The 19,735-nt window shown below is 56.1% G+C and carries 17 protein-coding genes; 9 read left to right on the forward strand and 8 right to left on the reverse strand.

The window, feature by feature from the left end; translation table 11 throughout:
* Positions 1-41: 41 nt before the first annotated feature.
* The 6 genes from ybiO to rhtA form a co-directional block, all read right to left on the reverse strand.
* Entirely contained in the window at positions 42-2,255 is a 2,214-nt protein-coding gene (gene ybiO, locus KW829_RS07250; RefSeq protein ID WP_218307919.1) for a mechanosensitive channel protein, read from the reverse strand.
* A gap of 125 nt (positions 2,256-2,380) precedes the next feature.
* Complete coding sequence (glnQ, locus tag KW829_RS07255) at positions 2,381-3,103, reverse strand: glutamine ABC transporter ATP-binding protein GlnQ (RefSeq protein ID WP_089598967.1); 723 nt, start codon at positions 3,101-3,103, stop codon at positions 2,381-2,383.
* The gene (gene glnP, locus KW829_RS07260) at positions 3,100-3,759 is read right to left on the reverse strand and encodes a glutamine ABC transporter permease GlnP (protein ID WP_010428919.1); all 660 of its coding nucleotides are present in this window, start codon (positions 3,757-3,759) and stop codon (positions 3,100-3,102) included. The genes glnQ and glnP overlap by 4 nt, the downstream gene beginning before the upstream one ends.
* 92 nt (positions 3,760-3,851) lie before the next feature.
* Positions 3,852-4,595 carry a glutamine ABC transporter substrate-binding protein GlnH gene (glnH, locus tag KW829_RS07265; protein ID WP_010428921.1) on the reverse strand — a complete coding sequence of 248 codons (744 nt, stop codon included), beginning with the start codon at positions 4,593-4,595 and terminating at the stop codon, positions 3,852-3,854.
* 361 nt (positions 4,596-4,956) lie between these two features.
* Entirely contained in the window at positions 4,957-5,460 is a 504-nt protein-coding gene (gene dps, locus KW829_RS07270) for a DNA starvation/stationary phase protection protein Dps (protein WP_010428924.1), read from the reverse strand.
* A gap of 300 nt (positions 5,461-5,760) precedes the next feature.
* The gene (rhtA, locus tag KW829_RS07275) at positions 5,761-6,648 is read right to left on the reverse strand and encodes a threonine/homoserine exporter RhtA (RefSeq protein WP_010428927.1); all 888 of its coding nucleotides are present in this window, start codon (positions 6,646-6,648) and stop codon (positions 5,761-5,763) included.
* A 353-nt stretch (positions 6,649-7,001) separates the two neighbouring features.
* Between rhtA and ompX the strand changes: the two genes are divergently transcribed.
* Complete coding sequence (gene ompX / locus KW829_RS07280) at positions 7,002-7,520, forward strand: outer membrane protein OmpX (RefSeq protein WP_010428930.1); 519 nt, start codon at positions 7,002-7,004, stop codon at positions 7,518-7,520.
* A gap of 120 nt (positions 7,521-7,640) precedes the next feature.
* Here the strand turns inward: ompX and KW829_RS07285 are convergent, their stop codons facing one another.
* Both KW829_RS07285 and mntS read right to left on the reverse strand, forming a co-directional pair.
* On the reverse strand, positions 7,641-9,224 hold the full coding sequence (locus tag KW829_RS07285) for a phosphoethanolamine transferase (RefSeq protein ID WP_010428932.1): 1,584 nt from the start codon (positions 9,222-9,224) through the stop codon (positions 7,641-7,643).
* A gap of 279 nt (positions 9,225-9,503) precedes the next feature.
* Positions 9,504-9,632 (reverse strand): manganase accumulation protein MntS, encoded by a 129-nt coding sequence (mntS, locus tag KW829_RS07290; protein WP_042718971.1) that lies wholly within the window; start codon positions 9,630-9,632, stop codon positions 9,504-9,506.
* Positions 9,633-9,815: 183 nt separating this feature from the next.
* On the opposite strand from mntS, the gene mntR reads away from it, so the two are divergent.
* The 8 genes from mntR (at position 9,816) to KW829_RS07330 (ending at position 19,725) form a co-directional block, all read left to right on the forward strand.
* Positions 9,816-10,289: a manganese-binding transcriptional regulator MntR gene (mntR, locus tag KW829_RS07295; RefSeq protein ID WP_010428939.1), complete on the forward strand. Its 474-nt coding sequence runs from the start codon at positions 9,816-9,818 to the stop codon at positions 10,287-10,289.
* Positions 10,286-11,395, forward strand: a complete 1,110-nt coding sequence (locus KW829_RS07300; RefSeq protein WP_218307920.1) for an anion transporter — start codon at positions 10,286-10,288, stop codon at positions 11,393-11,395. The genes mntR and KW829_RS07300 overlap by 4 nt, the downstream gene beginning before the upstream one ends.
* 101 nt (positions 11,396-11,496) lie before the next feature.
* A complete protein-coding gene (locus tag KW829_RS07305) occupies positions 11,497-12,591 on the forward strand; it encodes an HlyD family secretion protein (protein WP_010428945.1) in 1,095 nt (364 codons plus the stop codon).
* Entirely contained in the window at positions 12,588-14,159 is a 1,572-nt protein-coding gene (locus KW829_RS07310) for a DHA2 family efflux MFS transporter permease subunit (protein WP_042718973.1), read from the forward strand. Before KW829_RS07305 ends, KW829_RS07310 begins: the two co-directional genes overlap by 4 nt.
* Positions 14,159-15,682 carry an efflux transporter outer membrane subunit gene (locus tag KW829_RS07315; RefSeq protein WP_218307921.1) on the forward strand — a complete coding sequence of 508 codons (1,524 nt, stop codon included), beginning with the start codon at positions 14,159-14,161 and terminating at the stop codon, positions 15,680-15,682. The genes KW829_RS07310 and KW829_RS07315 overlap by 1 nt, the downstream gene beginning before the upstream one ends.
* 102 nt (positions 15,683-15,784) lie before the next feature.
* Positions 15,785-16,825 carry an aldo/keto reductase gene (locus KW829_RS07320; RefSeq protein WP_218307922.1) on the forward strand — a complete coding sequence of 347 codons (1,041 nt, stop codon included), beginning with the start codon at positions 15,785-15,787 and terminating at the stop codon, positions 16,823-16,825.
* 149 nt (positions 16,826-16,974) lie between these two features.
* Positions 16,975-18,351: a glycoside hydrolase family 1 protein gene (locus tag KW829_RS07325; RefSeq protein WP_218307923.1), complete on the forward strand. Its 1,377-nt coding sequence runs from the start codon at positions 16,975-16,977 to the stop codon at positions 18,349-18,351.
* A 51-nt stretch (positions 18,352-18,402) separates the two neighbouring features.
* On the forward strand, positions 18,403-19,725 hold the full coding sequence (locus KW829_RS07330; RefSeq protein WP_218307924.1) for a PTS sugar transporter subunit IIC: 1,323 nt from the start codon (positions 18,403-18,405) through the stop codon (positions 19,723-19,725).
* Positions 19,726-19,735 lie beyond the last annotated feature (10 nt).

Raw genomic sequence — 19,735 nt, forward strand, 5'->3', positions numbered from 1 at the left:
CCGTCGTAGGCCGGGTAAGGCGAAGCCGCCACCCGGCTCGGTTACAGCGTCGGCTCCTGCGGTGGCAGCGGCGATGCGGTCGGCGGCAATACCTGATACGTCTGCACCGGCATCCGCACATCCGCCAGATCAAAGTGCTTTTTCACCATGCTGTCGAGCGCAAAACGCACCGTCCACTGCTTCAGCGGCTGGGTGGTGAACGACACGCGCAGGGTGAATGCGGTATTCGTCAGCCCGACAATCCCGGCAAACGACGGCTCACCGATCACCAGCCCGCGAATATCGTCCATCTGCATCAACTCTTCTACCGCATCCCGCAGCGCCTGCTTCGCTTTGTCCGCATCCTCGTGGCGATCCACATCGTAGTTCGCCACAACGGAACCAATCCCGCGCACGAAGTTAGCGAAGGTGGTAATCGATGACCACGGAATAATGTGATACGCACCGGTGTCCTGACGCACGCCGACGGAGCGGATGGACATTCGCTCAACGGTGCCGGTCAGCGGCCCGATGGTCACCAGGTCGCCCGTGTTCATCCCGTTCTCAAACTGAATAAAGATACCGGTAATAATATCCTTCACCAGCGTTTGTGAGCCGAAGGAGATCGCCAGCCCCAGCGCCCCGGCACCCGCCAGCAGTGGGGCGATATTCACGCCGATCTCCGAGAGCACAATCATGATGGTGATGGTGCTGATGATCACCGCGAGCGCGTTGCGGAACAACGTTAACAGCGTTCTTGCCCGCGCGCTGGGCAGGGGCCTACCGTGAATATCGGACACCAGACGGTTTTCGATAAGGCTCGCCAGCAGCGTCCAGCCGACGGCGGAGAAGAACAGAATCAACGCGATACGAATCAGAATATCGACCGTTTTTTCACCCGCGCCGTTGTGCAGCCAGTTCCAGAAATCAAACAGTCCCCAGGCGTTCAGCAGCAGCATAATCGCCACGCAGACGGTCAAAATCCGCGCCACCTTAAGTGATACCGACATCCAGCCGTTCACGCGCTTTTGCAGTTCAGGGTAGTTCCGCTGTACCTGCGGTGAGAGGGTGATGGTTTTCGAGATCCAGCGGGACAGCAGGCCAGATACAAAAGCCGCAACGCCGATAATCGCCAGGCTTTTGAACGTCGCCCCCATCATAAATTTCAGGCTATTTCCCGGGTCAAACAGCGAGAAGAAGCAGAGCACAATAAAGTAGGCGCTCGCCAGCCAGTGCCACACCAGCGCGAAGGCGCGGATAAACAGGCTGAAGAAGGAGAGGGAACGGTCGGCCAAATGCAGCAGGCTTTCGGTGATCGCCTTTTTATTGTGAAAGATAAGATACAGCGACCAGACGGTAATACAGAGCATAATCAGCACGTTTGCCAGTGCGCCAAACTGCACGTTGACCTGGTTGGAGATGATTGGCACGGCCACCAGCAGGCCGTAGCCAATCAGGCCGCTGAGCACGCTTAACCGCACGGCCCAGTATTTCGCGCTCTCATCCTTAATATTAAACGGGCGAAGTTCAGGCACGCGCGGGCAAAAGATGACGCGCAGCACCGCTTTAAAAAATTCGATGAGTGCAAATGCATTGAGGAAGAGCGCCTGCTGGAAGGCAATGGTTTTGTTGCCCGTATTGAGGCGATCGGCCAGGATCTGACCGACAAACAGCGTCAGTGCCAGCAGCAGTAAATCGATGATAAAGGCTCCGGCGACCATCGCCGGGAGGTGCAGCCAGCTGCTTTTTTGCTGGTTTTTTTTCCGCCCCCAGATGCCCATTTTGCGGTACAGCGGCCAGGCACACAGGCGCACCAGCCAGTAAAAAATAAACACGCCGGCGGCCAGCATTAAAAACTGCGTGACGGCAGTGGAAAAGGTCTGAGGATTAAAGGGCTTATGCGGAGAGCCAATCAGGTTACGGTAAAGCTGCGCAAAACGAGAGGAGAGGGCATCCCCATAGTGGCGGCTCACGTCGGTGACGTTTTCCAGCACTGTTTTTTGCTCCTCCACCTGGGGCGGAGTGATGGCTGGAACGGCCTCCTGGGATGGCGTGGCGGCGACTTTACGAAGCTCACCGATTAACTCTTGCCGGGCGGCGTCGTTTTCCAGCACGTCGGCAAGGGCGCCGTAGGCGGCTTTTTTCTTTTCGACATCGGGCTCCGGTGGCGGCGTACTCTCCTTCGTCGCGGTGGTTCCGGTGGTGACGCCGGGGATTGCGACGGCGAACGATGGCGCACTAAACAGGCTAATCAACAGCAACAGGATCCACGGCACGGCGCCCTCCGGTGAAAATGTCGAACAAAATGATAAGTATAGAAGTCGAGGCGCGGAGGGGAATTTTTGGGAACAATCTGGCGTAAAAAAGCCGGGCAGGGCCCGGCTCGGTGTGACGCGAGGGATCAGGAGACGTGCTGGAGGAACTCCTGCAAACGCTGCCCAGGCGGGTTAGCAATAAGCTCTTGCGGGTTACCGTCCTGAGCAATACGGCCTTTATCAATAAAGATCAGGCGGGACGCTACTTTCTCAGCAAAGCCGATTTCGTGGGTCACGATCACCATTGTCATCCCTTCTTCGGCCAGATCCTGCATGACTTTCAGCACCTCGTGGCGCAGCTCCGGGTCGAGCGCGGAAGTCGGCTCATCAAACAGCATCATCTTCGGTTTCACCGCCAGCGCGCGGGCAATCGCTACGCGCTGCTGCTGGCCGCCGGACAGCTCGGAAGGGTAGTGGTGCGCACGTTCGGCCAGGCCGACCTTGGCCAGCAGATCTTTTGCCTGCGCTTCCGCCGCCGCTTTGCTCGCCCCGCGCACGCGCAGCGGGCCAAACATCACGTTTTCCAGCGCCGTGAGGTGCGGGAACAGGTAGAACTGCTGGAACACCATGCCCGCTTCCTGACGAATCAGACGCTCATCCACTTTCGGGTCATTGACCTTCAGGCCGTCGACGATCAGATCGCCGCTGGTGATCTCTTCCAGCTTGTTGATGCAGCGCAGCAGGGTGGATTTACCGGAGCCGGATGGCCCGATAATCACCACCACTTCGCCCTGTTTGATGCTCAAATCGATATTGTGCAGCACCTGGGTTGGGCCAAAGTGCTTGGAAACGTTTTTAAATTCAATCACAGGATTTTCATCCTTCTTTCAAGACGACGCAGAACGAAGCTCAGAACCAGAGTGATGATCAGATAGACAACGGCTACCGCACTCCAGATTTCCAGCGCGCGGAAGTTGCCCGCAATGATCTCCTGCCCCTGACGGGTCAGTTCAGCCACGCCGATAACAATAAACAGCGACGTGTCTTTAATGCTGATAATCCACTGGTTACCCAGTGGCGGCAGCATACGGCGCAGCGCCAGCGGCAGAATCACGTGGCGGATCGTTTCGCGACGGGAAAGCCCCAGTGCCAGACCGGCTTCACTGAAACCTTTATGAATCGACAGCACCGCACCGCGGGTGATTTCTGCGATGTAAGCACCTGAGTTGATCATAATGGTCACGACGGCGGCGCTGAACGGGTCAATGCGCAGATCGTTGAAAGCCATTGGCAGGGCGAAGTAGATAAACATGACCTGCACGACAATCGGGGTGCCGCGGATCACTTCGATGAAAACCAGTGCGATGTGGTTTGCAATCCAGCCGCCGTAGGTGCGGGCGAAACCGGCGACAAGACCGATAATCAACCCGCCAACCAGACCCAGGACCGAAATCCACAGGGTCATTTTAGCGCCTTCAAGCAAGAGAGGAATGGCAGGCCAGATGGCGCTCCAGTCAAACTGCATGATGTATTCCTGTATACCGTGGTAAAAAACGAAAAACGTAGGCCCGGCAAGCGTGAGCGCCACCGGGCGTTACAAACCTGAATTCAGGTAAATTATTTAGGCTCGGTACCGAACCATTTTTTGTAGATTTCGTTATAGGTGCCGTTCTCTTTCAGGGTTTTCAGCGCGCCGTTAACTTTCGTGCGCAGGTCGTCGCTGCCTTTCGGGAACGCGATACCGTACTGCTGTGCTTCCAGAGAATCACCGACCGCTTTGAACTTGCCGTTGCCCGCGGTTTTGATGAAGTACAGGATGTTAGGCGTGTCGTGCAGAACGGCGTCAGCACGGTTGGTACCCAGTTCCATGTAGGCATTGTCGATGTTCGGGAACTGGCGCAGATCTTTGGTTTTGATATTCGCTTTCGCGTAATCAACGGAACCCGTACCGCTCTTCACTGCCACCACTTTACCGTCGAGATCTTTTACGCTTTTTACGTCGTTATTGTCGGCTTTCACCATCACCAGCAGGCCGCTTTTGTAGTAGCCGTCGGAGAAGTCGATCGCTTTTTTACGCTCTTCGGTAATCGTGATACCCGCCAGTGCCAGGTCAACGTTTTTGGTCTGCAGCGCAGGGATGATGCCGCTGAAGTCCATCGGTTTCAGGGTGTAGTCCAGTTTGAGTTCTTTTGCGACCGCAGCCCACAGATCCACGTCAAAACCAACGTATTTGTCACCCTGTTTGAATTCAAACGGAACGAACGCCGTGTCGGTCGCCACAACGAGTTTGTCGGCAGCCTGAGAGGACACTGCAAATGCCAGGGTAAGTGCAGCCAGTGAAACTTTTAATACAGACTTCATAGCATTTCCTTTTATAACCACGGGGCGATCCCCTGCGAGAACGACAGGCACCATGAAAAAATCGTGCCAACTTTACAAGCTGTTGTTTTACAAAGGGGATGATGTCACGCATTGCACAAAAAATGGAGCAATGATGTCGTGTTGCACCAGTGTGAGGCACCATTTTGGTGCGACTCATTTGGCGTATCTGACGAGGTGATATTTAGCGCAGATTCTGACGGAAAAACAATCTTCCGTTAACGGTTGTGTGAGGTGATTATTACATTTCGTTCACTTTTGCAGGTGTGCAGTGCAAAAGTGTGCACCATAAATGTGCAAAACCCCCGCCAGAGGCGAGGGGGTCATTGGTAATTCGTATGGCTTATTCGATGTTAGATTCGATAAACCACAGGAATTGATCCAGGTCGCGAGAGGCGGCGGTGAAGATATCAGCCGTGTCTTCGTCTTTCGCTTCGCCGATGGCTTTACGCACGTCGTTCGCGACGATGGCATAACGGTCCGCCAGCTCTTTCAGGTGATCCTGAACGGTATGGATATCCAGCGGATAGCTTTTCAGTGGCGTTTTGCTGTTAATCACCTGCGTGGTCCCCAGCGCCACACCGCCTAACTGAACGGCACGTTCGGCCATCGTATCAAGGTGGGTAACCAGTGCTGTGCGGAAGCCATCCAGCATTTCATGAACGGCAATAAAGTTTGCACCGCGCATATTCCAGTGGGCCTGTTTGGTGATCAGCGAAAGATCGATGAACTGGATCACCTGGCGATTCAGCAACTCAATAGTCGCCTTTTTGTCGCTATCCGATACATCGTTACGGGTATAAAGCAGATTAGACGCTTTCGTTTTCACCAGTTTAGCGGTACTCATAATCTCATATCCTCTTGATGTTTGTGTCCCAGGTAATTACGGAATTAAGTATAGCACCGGATTTTTTGCCTGCGGTTTGGCTCTGCCTATCGGTTTAATAGCAAGAAGGATGTTGAGTTTGTATCATTATGAAAATAATAGGTTTTTATGAAATTGATACAGATCAATCTTAATTCTGAACGTCCGGTTCGTAGCCCTGTGGATTATTTCGTGACGATGACAGTTTGTGTAACGAAATATGATAAGCGTGGAAGGCGCCTATATTCTGCATGGCGAGAAAGCCATGCAGAATATAGAGCATTAATTGATGTCAACTTTCTTCACTTTGGGTTCAGGGCGCATTGTCAGCGTTGATCCCATAGAGGCCGCGATAATAGAGCACAGTGCCAGCGTCTGGGTAAACGTCAGCGTTTCGCCGAGGAAGACCATCCCAGAGATAGCCGCCAGCGCAGGCTCCATGCTCATTAACGTACCGAAAATGCGTGTCGGCAAACGCGTCAGGGCTATCATCTCCAGAGAATAGGGGAGTGCCGTAGAAAGAATAGCGACCGCCAGCCCCACGGGCAGAATGGACCATTGCCAGATGGATTCGGTGGCCTGCGCCATACCGAGGGGGACAAAGATGATGGCGGCAATCAGCGAGCCCAGCGCAACCGTGGCCGGACCGTGCTCCTCCCCGGCGCGTTGGCCGGTGAGGATATAGACAGCCCAGCAGGCACCCGCGCCCAGTGCCAGCGCGGCACCCGTCAGATCAATCTGCGCGACGCTCTGACCCAGCGGCAGCAGGAACCAGAGCCCCAGAACGGCTAACACGACCCAGATGAAATCCACCGGACGACGTGAAGAGAAGAGGGCAACCGCCAGCGGCCCCGTAAATTCAAGCGCGACGGCAATCCCCAGTGGAATGGTCTGAATAGAGAGGTAGAACATGTAGTTCATCGCGCCCAGCGCCAGCCCGTATAAAAGAAGCGGCAGTCGCTGCTCTTTTTTGAAACGCAGACGCCAGGGTTTAAAGATAACCACGAGGATCAGAGTCCCTAATGCAATACGCAGGGCCGTAACGCCCGGCGCGCCCACCAGAGGAAAGAGTGATTTTGCAAGCGACGCGCCACTCTGAATCGACAACATGGCGATCAGTATTACAGCGACCGGCATCCAGACCGATGACGTGCGGGATAACCCTGGCATCCTTTCTCCTGTCAATTTATGTCAAATAGGGTAAAAGCCGCAGTGTAATGGAAATATGCGCTCACGGTTGAGCTACTGTTGAAAAAAAACCAGGGAAAATCCGTAAAATAGTTAAGCGTTGCTGGTTTTATCGCCTGTCAGATTAGGAATAATCTGGATGAATGTAACGGCGATGGCGCGCACTATGACTATTTTGCGGCGAAAATTTAACGTAATTTTAATGAGATAGCTGATTCTGGAAACGTTCTGTTACAGGAAAGACCTCGTTAGACATTACGAATCACAAAGAGTTTCGCAAAATTTTTTGATATATTTAAAACTTACGGACTTACTTGAACACATTTGAGGTGGTTATGAAAAAAATTGCATGTCTTTCAGCACTGGCCGCAGTTCTGGCTGTTTCCGCAGGTACTGCTGTAGCTGCTACTTCTACCGTTACCGGTGGTTACGCTCAGAGCGATATGCAGGGCGTGATGAACAAAACTAACGGTTTCAACCTGAAGTATCGTTACGAGCAAGACAACAACCCGCTGGGCGTGATCGGTTCTTTCACTTACACCGAGAAAGATCGCACTGAAAACGGCACCTATAACAAAGGTCAGTACTACGGTATCACCGCTGGTCCTGCTTACCGCCTGAACGACTGGGCTAGCATCTACGGTGTTGTAGGTGTTGGTTACGGTAAATTCCAGCAGACTGAAAACGAAGGTCTGAACCGTACTGCAAGCAACAGCGACTACGGCTTCTCCTATGGCGCGGGTCTGCAGTTTAACCCAATCGAAAACGTTGCTCTGGACTTCTCCTATGAGCAGAGCCGTATCCGCAACGTTGACGTTGGCACCTGGATCGCAGGCGTAGGTTACCGCTTCTAATCACTTCGGTGAGCCAGTAAAAAATCCGCCCATTGTGGCGGATTTTTTTTGGGAGTTTGTACCCTCTCCCTGTGGGAGAGGGCCAGGGTGAGGGCATCAGACCGCACGAGACGGTAGAGATCACTTACTCTTAATATCAAAAATGTCCGTACCCAGATGGTTATAGTCAACTTTCTGTAACTTGAAGTTGGTAACGTAAACTGGGGGGGCCTTCTTGTTTGAGACAAACGGGTAAGAAATTTTTATCTGCTCTGCAGCAATCCCCGTCCATTGTGAAAAGAAAGCCAGGAAATCATTCGCCGAACGACGCGCTTTGATGATGCGATGCTTTTTGTCGTCACTCGACAGCACCATAAAGGGCACCTGGAAGTTCTGCTGAAATGCATCGTCGTGCGCCAGGTACTGCACCTCTTTACCGCGCTCTTTAAACGCCAGCCCGTGATCGGAGAAATAGACCATCGAGAAACTGTCGCCCGTATTGCGCAGCTGGGCATAGAGCTTGCTGAGCAGGTCGTCGGTTTGCGTCATGGTGTAGAGATAACATGATGTCTCTTTGGACTGCACAAACTCTGTGTACTTTCCGTTTGTACGATCGCACGCCTGAGGATGTGACCCCATCAGGTGCAGAACAATCAGCTGTGGCTGGGTGCGCTGAGTGGCAAAGACCTGCGCGGTCATTTTCAGCAATGCTTCATCTTTCGTGTTTTTGTCGGCTTCAAAATCACCGCTTTTCAGGAACTGAACCTCATCGGCACGCTTCGCAATACTGGCGATGGCGGTATCGTATTCGCCAATTTGCCCCTGGTTGGAGAACCACCATGTCTGGAACCCCGCGCGGTTTGCCAGCGTGACAAAGTTATCCTGATACTGCGGTTTGCCGTCGACCACACGGTTCAGGGTCAGGCCGAGTGATTTCTGCGTCGAGCCGCTGGCCGCGACGTAATCGGTAAACAGGGCACCGTTAACCGAACTGGCAAACGGCGTGTTATCCCAGTGACCGCCAAAAGCACCGAGCGCATCGCGGCGCGCACTTTCGCCAATCACCACCACGTAGGTATGGTACTTAGGCTTCACGGCCAGCACGTTCCAGGTGTCTTTCATGGTGGAGAGTTCAGCCATACGCGCCTGCTCGTCGAGAACCTCTTTATTATTAACCACGACGTCTTTCACGAAGCGGAAAACCGGATAGCCGATATTGATGAGCCGTAGCTTACCGTCCCAGGGAATATTCTGGATGGGGGCGACAAACGCCACGGCAATGCTGAACACCAGACAGAGTATTTCTATCTTACCCCAGGATTTTTTCTCGCCTGACTGACGGCGGATGGCGATAACGCCCAAAGCGAAGATAAAGAGCCCGACAACGTAGCTGTACCACGGGAAGATCGTCAGGATCTCCGTCGACTCTTCCATATTGGTCGAATGCAGCGCCAGCAGGGTATTGAAGTTTGGCGCGCCGTAGGCCTGGCCAAACGGGAAATACATCGCAGCAACCAGCGAACAGACCCCGACCAATGCTTTCTGCACGCGCGGGGCACTCCGCCACAGCACGTGGAGCACGCAGGTAAATGCCACGGCGTAGAGCAGGCTAAACGGGTAGCCAAGCGCAAAGTTAATCAGCAGCGATTGCAGAAAGTAGAATCCCGTCCACGGGCTTAAGGCCCGGCTGCGGGTAACAAGTGTTTCTTTCAGGGTTAAGTTCATAGATCACTATCATGAAAACGCCATGTGCTCACCCTGGCGCCAAGGGTCAAAGCCTGCCTGACAGTGCGTGGAGAGGGAATGAGGGTCCGCTTCAGCGAGCCGCAAATGGTGCAGGGCTGCAAGAAGATAGTGCGAGCGTGAAATAAGGTCAACAGTTGCTAAACAGATGTTTTGCGAGGGAGACTGCAAATCCGTAAAAAAGATCGGGATTAAGGCGGCCAGAGGCCAGTTTACATGGGGTTTGTGACGGAAAAATGAAGCGGCGTACCGCGACGCCGCTTAGTGAGAAGATTTGTCATCCTGCTGCGGTTTGTTGTTAAACATATCGCACAGCATGTTCAACAGCATTAAGCGCACTTTAAAAGGAGAGTGGGTAAACACGTTCATACACCTCTTGAATTCATTCATGTGACCTCCTGATTTCTGATCCCTTCGATCCGTGAAGGGTGACTGCATTACATACAGATATAGCACAGGCTATATTGTATAGCTATGGCTAATTCGTTAAATTTTTGTGCTTGTAGAGCTATGGTTTACAATGTGCGCTCCGTTACAGGACGCTGGAAGCGTCACCCCCATTGAGGAAGCACAATGAACCGTCGCGCAGGTAAGCCAACTACAAAAAAAACGACGCAACTGGTGAATGTTGAAGAGCACGTAGAAGGGTTCCGTCAGGTGCGTGAAGCGCATCGCCGGGAGCTGATTGATGACTATGTGGAACTGATCTCCGATTTGATCCGTGAGGTTGGCGAAGCACGTCAGGTCGATATGGCCGCGCGGCTGGGCGTTTCCCAGCCAACGGTAGCCAAAATGTTAAAACGTCTGGCGTCAGTGGGTTTGATCGAGATGATCCCGTGGCGCGGTGTGTTTCTGACGGCAGAAGGCGAAAAGCTGGCGCAGGAGAGCCGCGAGCGTCATCAGATCGTGGAGAACTTTTTACTGGTACTGGGCGTCAGCCCGGAAATTGCCCGCCGGGATGCGGAAGGGATGGAGCACCACGTCAGTGAAGAAACGCTGGTGAAGTTCCGTGAATTTACACTCAAATATGGTTCTTCTGCTGAATGAACATCCCCGGCCTGCAAGCCCTGACGCGTGACCGTTTCTTTCATCTCTTACTGATTATTGGTGCAGGCTTAAGCCTCTTTGTTCCCTTTACCCCTCACGCCTGGCCTGCGGCTATTGACTGGCGCACGATTATTACCCTGAGCGGCTTAATGATGCTCACCAAAGGGGTTGAGCTAAGCGGCTACTTTGATGTTCTGGGACGCAAAATGGTGCGCCGTTTTGCCACCGAGCGCCGGCTGTCTCTGTTCATGGTCTTTTCCGCAGCGGTGCTGTCGACGTTTCTGACCAACGATGTCGCACTGTTTATCATCGTGCCGCTCACGCTCACGCTGCGTAAGCTCTGTGAAATTCCGGTCAGCCGTCTGATTATCTTTGAAGCACTGGCCGTGAACACTGGCTCGCTGTTAACGCCCATCGGGAATCCACAAAATATCCTGCTCTGGGGCCGTTCGGGCCTGTCGTTTGCCGCCTTTACCTGGCAGATGGCTCCGCTGGCGCTGGTGATGATGCTTTCCCTGCTGGCGGTCTGCTGGTTTGCCTTCCCGGATAAAAAACTGCAGTACCACAGCGGGACGACGGGCCCGCAGTGGCAGCCGCGGCTGGTCTGGAGCTGTCTGGCGTTGTATATCGTCTTTTTGGTCGCGCTGGAGATGAAGGTTGAGCTGGCGGGCGTGCTGCTGGTTGCCTCCGGGTTTTTAGTGCTGTCGCGGCGGGTGCTGGTGAGCGTTGACTGGACGCTGCTGCTGGTCTTCATGGCGATGTTTATCGATGTCTATCTGCTCATCCAGCTGCCTGCACTGCAAAATGTGCTTCACGGCGTCAGCGGTCTGTCGCAGCCGGGACTGTGGCTGACGGCGATTGGCCTGTCGCAGTTTATCAGCAACGTGCCGTCGACCATTCTGCTGCTCAACTATGTTCCGCCTGACACCCTTCTGGCCTGGGCGGTAAACATCGGCGGGTTTGGGCTATTGCCCGGTTCCCTTGCCAACCTGATTGCCCTGCGCATGGCCAACGACCGCCGCATCTGGTGGCGCTTCCATTTATGGTCGGTCCCGATGCTGATGTGGGCAGCCGCGATCGGTTTCGGACTATTCCTTCTCATATAGTGCGCTATTTGTCAGTTTATCCTGGCAAATGTATAGCAACGTCCTAGCTTTAGTGAACGGCATAGTGTGATGCCGCTCACTGACAGGACCGTTGCTGACCTATGGCTGAAGATCAAAACCCGCCTGCTGACGAGCAGGAAAACAACAATAATGCGCGCAAGCGCCCGGGCAAAAAACCGTTAATTATCCTCGGCGTTGTCGTGGTGGTAATGGTCGTCGTGGCGCTGGTCTGGTGGTTTTTAACCCGTAACGAAGAGACGACCGACGACGCCTTTACCGACGGTGACGTGGTGACCATTGCCCCCAAAACGGCGGGATACGTCACCGAGCTTCGCGTGCGTGATAACCAGCGCGTGAAGAAAGGGGATCTGCTGGTGGTTATCGATCCTCGCGATACTACGGCTCAGCGCGATCAGGCTCAGGCGCAGCTTGGGCTGGCGCTTGCTCAGCTCCACCAGGCTCAGGCACAGCTGGCGCTCTCGAAGGTGCAATATCCTGCCCAGCGTGACGAAGCCAAAGCGCAGGTGCTAAAAGCGCAGGCCGATATGGCGAACGCCCAGGCGGAGTACCGCCGTCAGCGCGGCGTTGACCCGCGTGCGACCACGCAGCAAAGTATCGATTCTGCGAATGCCCAATTGCGCAGTGCGCAGGCCGGACTGGCCAGCGCCCAGGCGCAGCTGGAAGTGGCGGAGCAGGTACAGCTACAAATTCGTCAGCAGGAAACCAACGTTGAAGCCCGCGAACGTCAGGTCGATCAGGCCAAAGCGCAGCTGGAAAACGCGAACCTGAATCTCTCTTACACCGAAGTCCGCGCCCCGTTCGACGGCTTCGTCACCAAACGCAACGTACAGCCCGGCACGCTGGTGCAGGCGGGTACGGCGCTGTTCTCGCTGGTTTCCCCGAACGTGTGGGTGGTGGCGAACTTCAAAGAGTCGCAGCTGGAGCGCATGAAGCCCGGTGACAAGGTCAGCGTCTCTGTGGATGCCTGGCCGGATATGGAACTTGAAGGCCACATTGACAGCATCCAGCAGGGCAGCGGTTCGCGCTTCTCCGCGTTCCCGTCGGAAAACGCCACCGGTAACTTTGTCAAAATCGTCCAGCGCGTGCCGGTGAAAATCGTGATTGATAAGGGGTTGGATCCGAACAGGCCGCTGCCGCTGGGGCTGTCGGTCGAACCGAAGGTGACGGTGGAATGACGGACCACAGCCACGATAGCTGGAAGCCCGCCAGCAACCCGTGGGCGGTGGCAATTGTTGTCACCCTCGCGGTGTTTATGGAAATTCTGGACACCACCATCGTCAATGTGGCGCTGCCGCACGTGGCCGGGTCGCTCTCGGCCAGCTATGACGAATCCACCTGGGTGCTGACCAGCTACCTGGTGGCGAACGGCATCGTGCTGCCCATCTCTGCCTTCCTCAGTCGCCTGTTTGGCCGCAAGCAGTTCTTCTTAATCTGCATCGTGATGTTCACCATCTGCTCGTTTCTGTGCGGCATCGCCACCGAGCTGTGGCAAATCATCCTGTTCCGCGTGATGCAGGGCTTCTTTGGCGGCGGGCTGCAGCCCACGCAGCAGTCGGTGCTGCTCGACTACTTCAAGCCGGAGGACAGGGGTAAGGCCTTTGGTCTGTCGTCCATTGCCATCATCGTTGCGCCGGTGCTTGGCCCGACGCTGGGCGGCTGGATCACCGATAACTACTCCTGGCGCTGGGTGTTCTTTATCAACATTCCGGTGGGGATTGTGACGGTACTGGCGATCTACCAGCTGCTGGAAGATCCACCGTGGGAGAGCAAGTCAAAAGAGAAGCTGACCGTCGACTGGACGGGGATCGGCCTGATCGCCCTCGGCCTGGGCTGCCTGCAGGTGATGCTCGACCGGGGTGAAGATGACGACTGGTTCTACTCGAACTTTATCCGCACCTTCGCGGTGCTGACGCTCATCGGCATTATCGGCGCGATTTACTGGCTGCTGTATGCCAAAAAACCGGTGGTGGATCTGCACTGCATGAAGGACCGTAACTTCGCCATTTCCAGCCTGTTAATGGCAGGGATGGCGATGATCCTGTACGGCAGCTCGGTGGTGATCCCGCAGCTGGCGCAGCAGGACCTGGGCTATACCGCCACCTGGTCAGGGCTGGTGCTGTCGCCCGGCGCGGTGTTGATTGTGTTAACCATCCCGCTGGTGCTGAAGCTGATGCCGGTGGTGCAGACGCGCTGGATCATCGCCTTTGGCTTTACCTGCCTCGCGGTGTCGTTCTTCTGGTCGCGCACGCTGACGCCGGATATCGACTTCGAAACGCTGGTGCTGTTCCGCAGCGCCCAGTCGATTGGGCTGGGGTTCCTGTTTGTGCCGCTGACCACCATTGCCTTTATCTCGATACCGAGGCGGCTCAACGCCGACGCGGCGGCGCTGTTTACCATGTTCCGCAACGTGGCCGGTTCGATTGGGATTTCGCTCTCGACGGCGGCGATAACCGAACGCGCGCAGGCGCACAGCGCCCATCTGGCATACCACGCTTCGCCGTTTAACGAACAGTTTCAGCTGGCGATTCGCGAAAGCGCCCAGGCGATTCAAAACTTCACCACCCAGGTGGGCGACCCTACGGGAATTGCCACCGGACGCATGTACCAGACCATGATCGAACAGTCGCGCTTCCTGGCCTACATCGACGTTTTCACCCTCCTGAGCGCGGTGGCCTTTTTACTGATCCCATTTTGTTTGTTGCTCTCGCCGGTTAAGAGCGAGGGGAGTGCAGGAGCACATTGATGATACACAGACGTTTACACCCCCTGATGATAATGATGCTGCTGGTGGGCTGTGCCGTCGGGCCGGACTACCAGCAGCCTGCGCCGCCCGCCGTTACGCACTGGAACGATAAGGACGACGGCGGGGTGAAATCGCAAACCACCTCCGCCGCGACCAACCCGCGCTGGTGGAAGACCTTCGGTTCGCCGCAGCTCGACAGCCTGGTTGAACGCGCCATCGCGGGAAACCTGACGCTGCAGCAAACGGTGCTGCGCATTGCCGGCGCGCGTGAACAGATTAACCAGGCGGGCGGCGCGTTTTATCCGTCGGTGAACGGTAATCTGCAGGCGACGCGCCAGCAGCTCGGGCTGGAAGGGGAGCTAAAATCCCACGGCGTGTACGACCAGCTGGATAACGTCGATCCTGAACTTAGAGGCTCGCTGGGTCCGCTGACGCAGCCGGTTAACCTCTACCAGGGCAGCTTCGACGCCCAGTGGGAAATCGACCTTTGGGGCAAGGTGCGCCGTCAGGTGGAGGCCGCCGAAGCGCAGCAGAAAGCGGCGATAGAGCAGCGTAACGACGCGCTGGTGTCGCTGGAGGCCGAAGTGGCCCGGGCGTGGCTCCAGCTGCGCGGGGCGCAGAGCATTATCGTCACGCTGAACACACAGATTGAGAGCGCCCGGCAGACGCTGGATCTGACCGAAAGCCGCCAGCGCGGCGGGCTGTCTCCGCAGATGGATGTGGAAAATGCCCGGGCGCAGCTGGGGAATCTTGAAGCGCAGCTGCCGCAGTATCAGGCGCAGGAGCGGCAGGCGATGAACGGCCTGGCGATCCTGCTCGGCAAGCCACCGGGCGCGCTGGATGCGGAATTGCAAAGCGTGCAGCCGATGCCTGCCCTGCCTGATATCGTGCAAACGGGCATTCCGTCGACGCTGGCGCGCCGTCGTCCGGACGTGCGCGAAGCGGAGGCGAACCTTCACGCCGCCACGGCGCAAATCGGCGTCTCGGTGGCCGAGCTGTTTCCGAGCTTTACGCTTTCCGGCCAGTTTGGCCTGCGCAACAGCGAAACTAACTGGCTGACCGACTGGAGCAGCCACTTCTACAGCTTCGGTCCGCAGGTCTCCATTCCCATCTTCCAGGGCGGACGGCTGGTTTCCAGCGTCAAGGTGGCGCGTGCGCAGCAGGGCGCAGCGGTGCTGGACTATCGCCAGACGGTGCTCACCGCGCTCGGGGATGTGGAAAATGCGCTGGTGAGCTATCGCACCGACCAGCAGCGTGAAGCGGGCCTCGCGAAGACCATCGACGCGCTGCAAAACGCGTTCGACCTGGCAAGCGACAGCTACCGACAGGGGATCGCCAGCTTTATCGACGTGCTGGACGCCCAGCGTCAGCTTGCGCAGGCCCAGCAGCAGCGCGCACAGGCGCAGGTGCAGAGCGCGCTCGATCTGGTGGCGCTCTACAAAGCTCTGGGTGGCGGCTGGGAGCCGTATCAGCAGGTGCAATTACCGGACTACAACGTCTTTGGCGACGCCCCGCGCGGATAAATTCAGAGGATTGGGCAAGAAACGGACAGGAACGCCACATTCGCGATGGTTGAGGGGCGGGTATAACTATCGGGTACCCAATCGACATGCGAGGAATCACTTATGCGTTATCAAAAACTGGGCAACACCGGACTGTTTGTTTCTGAACTGTGCCTCGGCACCATGACCTTCGGCGGTGAAGACGGCATGTGGGGCAAGATTGGCCAGCTTAAGCAAAACGAAGCCGAGCAGCTGGTGGGCCGCGCGCTGGACGCGGGCATCAACTTCATCGATACCGCCGACGTCTATTCGGAAGGGCGCTCGGAGACGATACTCGGGCAGGCGCTGAAAAACCTGAACGTCCCGCGCGAAAATGTGGTGGTGGCCACCAAGGTGTTTGGCGAAACGGGCACCGCCGGGGTGAACTCGCGCGGCAGCTCGCGCTATCACATCATCAGCAGCGTGAAGGAGAGCCTGCGCCGCCTGCAGCTCGATCATATCGATCTCTACCAGCTTCACGGCTTTGACCCCGCAACACCGATTGAAGAGACGCTCTACGCGCTGGATAACCTGGTGCAGCATGGCCACGTGCGCTACATCGGCGTTTCTAACTGGGCGGCGTGGCAGATAGCCAAAGCGTTGGGCATTTCGGCGCGTCTGGGGCTGGCGCGTTTTGCGTCATTACAGGCGTACTACACCATCGCCGGGCGCGATCTGGAGCGTGAGCTGGTGCCGATGATGCAGAGCGAAGGCGTTGGGCTGATGGTCTGGAGCCCGCTGGCGGGCGGCCTGCTGAGCGGAAAATATGGCCGCGACGGGACGAGCGAAACCGGTGGCCGCCGTCTGGAGTTCGATTTCCCGCCGGTGGATAAAGATCGCGCCTTCGACTGCGTGGACGTGATGCGCACTATCGCCGAAAGCAAGGGTGTCTCCGTCGCGCAAATCGCGCTGGCGTGGCTGCTGCACCAGAAAGCGGTAACCAGCGTGATTATTGGCGCGAAACGCGTCGATCAGCTGGACGACAACATTGCCGCAACAGGGATCCGCTTAAGCGAAGACGAGCTTAAGCAACTGAATGCGGTGAGCGCGCTGCCGCGCGAGTATCCGGGCTGGATGCTGGAGCGCCAGGGAGAATATCGCCGTAACCAGCTCGCACAACAGTAACCTTCCTTTTCCCCGGTGGCGCTTCGCTTGCCGGGGCTTTTTTTCCCGCACTGCTCACAAAAAACGATCCTCCTCTTTGATCCAAATTTAATCTTCGCCTATATGACTAGTCATGAAATTCTAAATGACTAGTCATATGGGGAGAGACCATGAACAATTCACTGCCAGCCAACTTTTTATGGGGCAACTCGGTGTCCAGCATGCAGACGGAAGGGGCCTGGAACGAGGGTGGGAAAGGGATGTCGGTGTATGACATTCGCGAAGCCGGGGAAAACATTTCCGACTGGAAAGTGGCGACAGACTCCTACCATCGCTATCGGGAAGATTTCGATCTGATGCAGGATCTGGGCATGAACTGCTACCGCTTTCAGATCTCGTGGAGCCGCGTCTGCCCGCAGGGCGACGGCGATTTTAACGACGAGGGCATCGCGTTTTACGACTGTTTTATCGACGATCTGATCGCACGCGGCATCGAGCCAATGGTTTGTCTCTACCACTTCGATATGCCGCTGGCGCTGGCGCAGGAGTACAACGGCTTCAATGACCGCCGCGTAATGGACGCCTTTATCCGCTACGGTAAAAAGATGATCGACTGCTATGGCGACCGCGTGAAGTACTGGCTGACCTTCAACGAGCAGAACATCTTCCATATGCCGGAAGCGTTTCGTATTTCGGGCTATATGAAAGGCGAGCAAACCCTGCGCGAGCTGTATGAGCTGCAGCACCATACGATGGTGGCACACATGGCGCTGACCGAGTATTTGCACCAGACCAAACCGGGCCAGTTGATGGGCGGCATGCTGGCACACCAGCTCATCTACCCGGCCACCTGCAAACCGCGCGATATCTTCTGCGCCCAGCAGTATGACGAATTCCTCAACCAGAACTTGCTGCGCGTCTTCGCCGGGCAGGGCTACAGTCCGGCGGTGATGGCGGTGGTAGAACAAGAGGGCTTTGGTGATATCTACCGCGCCGAGGATTTAGCGCTGCTGGCGCGCACCAGAAACGACTATATGGCCTTTAGTTACTACGCCAGCAAAACGCTGGACAGCGATGCGATCCCGGAAGGCACGCCGGTGAACTATTACCTGCTTCACGGCGAGAAAAATAACCCGTACCTGAAGGCCACCGAGTGGAACTGGCAGATCGATCCGCTGGGCTTTCGCACCATCATCACCCGCTACGCCAACGACTGGCGGATGCCGGTCTTCCCGATTGAGAACGGCATTGGGGTGATTGAATCCTGGGACGGCGTGAACCCGATTGATGACACCTACCGCATCGACTACCACCGGGCGCATATCGATGCCATGAAGGAGGCGATGTTCGAGGACGGGGCGGAGGTCATTGGCTACCTTGGCTGGGGCTTAATCGACATTCTGAGTTCCCAGGGCGACATGCGTAAACGCTATGGCGTGGTCTATGTCAACCGGGAAAACCACGACCTGAAAGACCTGAAGCGCGTGCCGAAGAAGAGCTATGCGTGGTTAAAACAGGTTATCCATACCAACGGACGCGAGATGTAAGCCGTACGCTGCCGGGCCGTTTTTGTGACTGATTGATGGGAACTATCCGCTATGTCTGAAACAAAAATAACACCGCACATGCAGTCCTTTGTCGATAAATTTGTTGAGTTCTCGGCGCGCCTGGCAAACCAGGTGCACCTGCGCTCCCTGCGCGACGCCTTCGCCACGGTGATGCCGATTTTCATCCTTGCCGGTCTGGCGGTACTGGTGAACAACGTGGTGTTTCCGTGGATTTTTCATGGTGACACGCTCGTGCAGTTTAAGGTGTGGGGCGAGGCGATTATCAACGGCACGCTGAACATCGCCGCGCTGCTGCTGGCCCCGATGATTGCCTGGTCGCTGGCGCGCAACAAAGATTTCGACAATCCGGTCTCGGCAGTGGTTATCGCCGTCAGCAGCTTCATCATCATGATGCCGATGCGCCTGCAGATTACGCCCATCGGCAGCGACGCCGCGGTGAACGTCACCCAGGTGCTGACGTTCGCCAATATTGGCTCAACCGGGATTTTCGCCGGGGTGCTGATCGGGCTGCTTTCAACAGAAGTGTTTATCGCCATCTCGCGGCTGAAGGCGCTGCACATTTCCCTCGGGGAAAACGTGCCGCCGGCGGTGAGCAAATCCTTTACCGCGCTGATCCCGACCATTCTCACGCTTTCGCTGTTCGCAGTGCTGGCGGCCATACTGGCAAACGTGCTGCACACGGACCTGATCCATCTTATTACGACCTTTATCCAGCAGCCCCTGCGGCTGATCAACACCAGCCTGCCGGGGACGATTTTCATCTACAGCTTTGGTAACTTTCTGTTCACGCTGGGTATTCACCAGTCGGTGGTGAACAGCGTGGTGCTGGAGCCGTTCCTGCTGATTAACACCAACGAGAACATGCTGGCCTTCGCCAACGGTCAGCCCATCCCGCATATCATCAATAACATCTTCGTGCCGACGTTCGGCATGGTGGGCGGCACGGGCAGCACGATATCGCTGCTGATCGCCATCTTTATCTTCTCCCGACAAAAATCGGCGAAGCAGGTGGCGCGTCTGTCGCTGGCGCCCGGCTTATTCAACATCAACGAGCCGGTGATCTTCGGCCTGCCGATTGTCTTTAACCTGCCGCTGATGATCCCGTTTGTGCTGCTGCCCGCCATCGGCATCTATTTCGCATGGCTCTGTACTACGCTGGGGCTAATGTCGCGCTGCGTGGTGATGATCCCGTGGACCACGCCGCCGATTCTGAGCGCCTGGCTGGCGACGGCGGGGGACTGGCGGGCGGTGGTGGTGCAGTTGGCAATCATTGTATTTGGTGTATTCTTCTACCTGCCTTTCCTCAAGATTGCCGAGCGAGTGGCGTTGAAAAACAGCGGGATAGAAAACTAACAGAAAGGAA

It is taken from the genome of Enterobacter sp. ENT02, from assembly GCF_019219165.1.
GTDB lineage: Bacteria > Pseudomonadota > Gammaproteobacteria > Enterobacterales > Enterobacteriaceae > Enterobacter > Enterobacter mori.

Bases quoted from the DNA above. Each gene is read 5' to 3' on its own strand.
- glnP (WP_010428919.1), bottom strand. From the start codon at position 3,759: ATGCAGTTTGACTGGAGCGCCATCTGGCCTGCCATTCCTCTCTTGCTT.
- glnH (WP_010428921.1), bottom strand. From the start codon at position 4,595: ATGAAGTCTGTATTAAAAGTTTCACTGGCTGCACTTACCCTGGCATTT.
- dps (WP_010428924.1), bottom strand. From the start codon at position 5,460: ATGAGTACCGCTAAACTGGTGAAAACGAAAGCGTCTAATCTGCTTTAT.
- rhtA (WP_010428927.1), bottom strand. From the start codon at position 6,648: ATGCCAGGGTTATCCCGCACGTCATCGGTCTGGATGCCGGTCGCTGTA.
- ompX (WP_010428930.1), top strand. From the start codon at position 7,002: ATGAAAAAAATTGCATGTCTTTCAGCACTGGCCGCAGTTCTGGCTGTT.
- KW829_RS07285 (WP_010428932.1), bottom strand. From the start codon at position 9,224: ATGAACTTAACCCTGAAAGAAACACTTGTTACCCGCAGCCGGGCCTTA.
- mntS (WP_042718971.1), bottom strand. From the start codon at position 9,632: ATGAATGAATTCAAGAGGTGTATGAACGTGTTTACCCACTCTCCTTTT.
- mntR (WP_010428939.1), top strand. From the start codon at position 9,816: ATGAACCGTCGCGCAGGTAAGCCAACTACAAAAAAAACGACGCAACTG.
- KW829_RS07300 (WP_218307920.1), top strand. From the start codon at position 10,286: ATGAACATCCCCGGCCTGCAAGCCCTGACGCGTGACCGTTTCTTTCAT.
- KW829_RS07305 (WP_010428945.1), top strand. From the start codon at position 11,497: ATGGCTGAAGATCAAAACCCGCCTGCTGACGAGCAGGAAAACAACAAT.
- KW829_RS07310 (WP_042718973.1), top strand. From the start codon at position 12,588: ATGACGGACCACAGCCACGATAGCTGGAAGCCCGCCAGCAACCCGTGG.
- KW829_RS07315 (WP_218307921.1), top strand. From the start codon at position 14,159: ATGATACACAGACGTTTACACCCCCTGATGATAATGATGCTGCTGGTG.
- KW829_RS07320 (WP_218307922.1), top strand. From the start codon at position 15,785: ATGCGTTATCAAAAACTGGGCAACACCGGACTGTTTGTTTCTGAACTG.
- KW829_RS07325 (WP_218307923.1), top strand. From the start codon at position 16,975: ATGAACAATTCACTGCCAGCCAACTTTTTATGGGGCAACTCGGTGTCC.
- KW829_RS07330 (WP_218307924.1), top strand. From the start codon at position 18,403: ATGTCTGAAACAAAAATAACACCGCACATGCAGTCCTTTGTCGATAAA.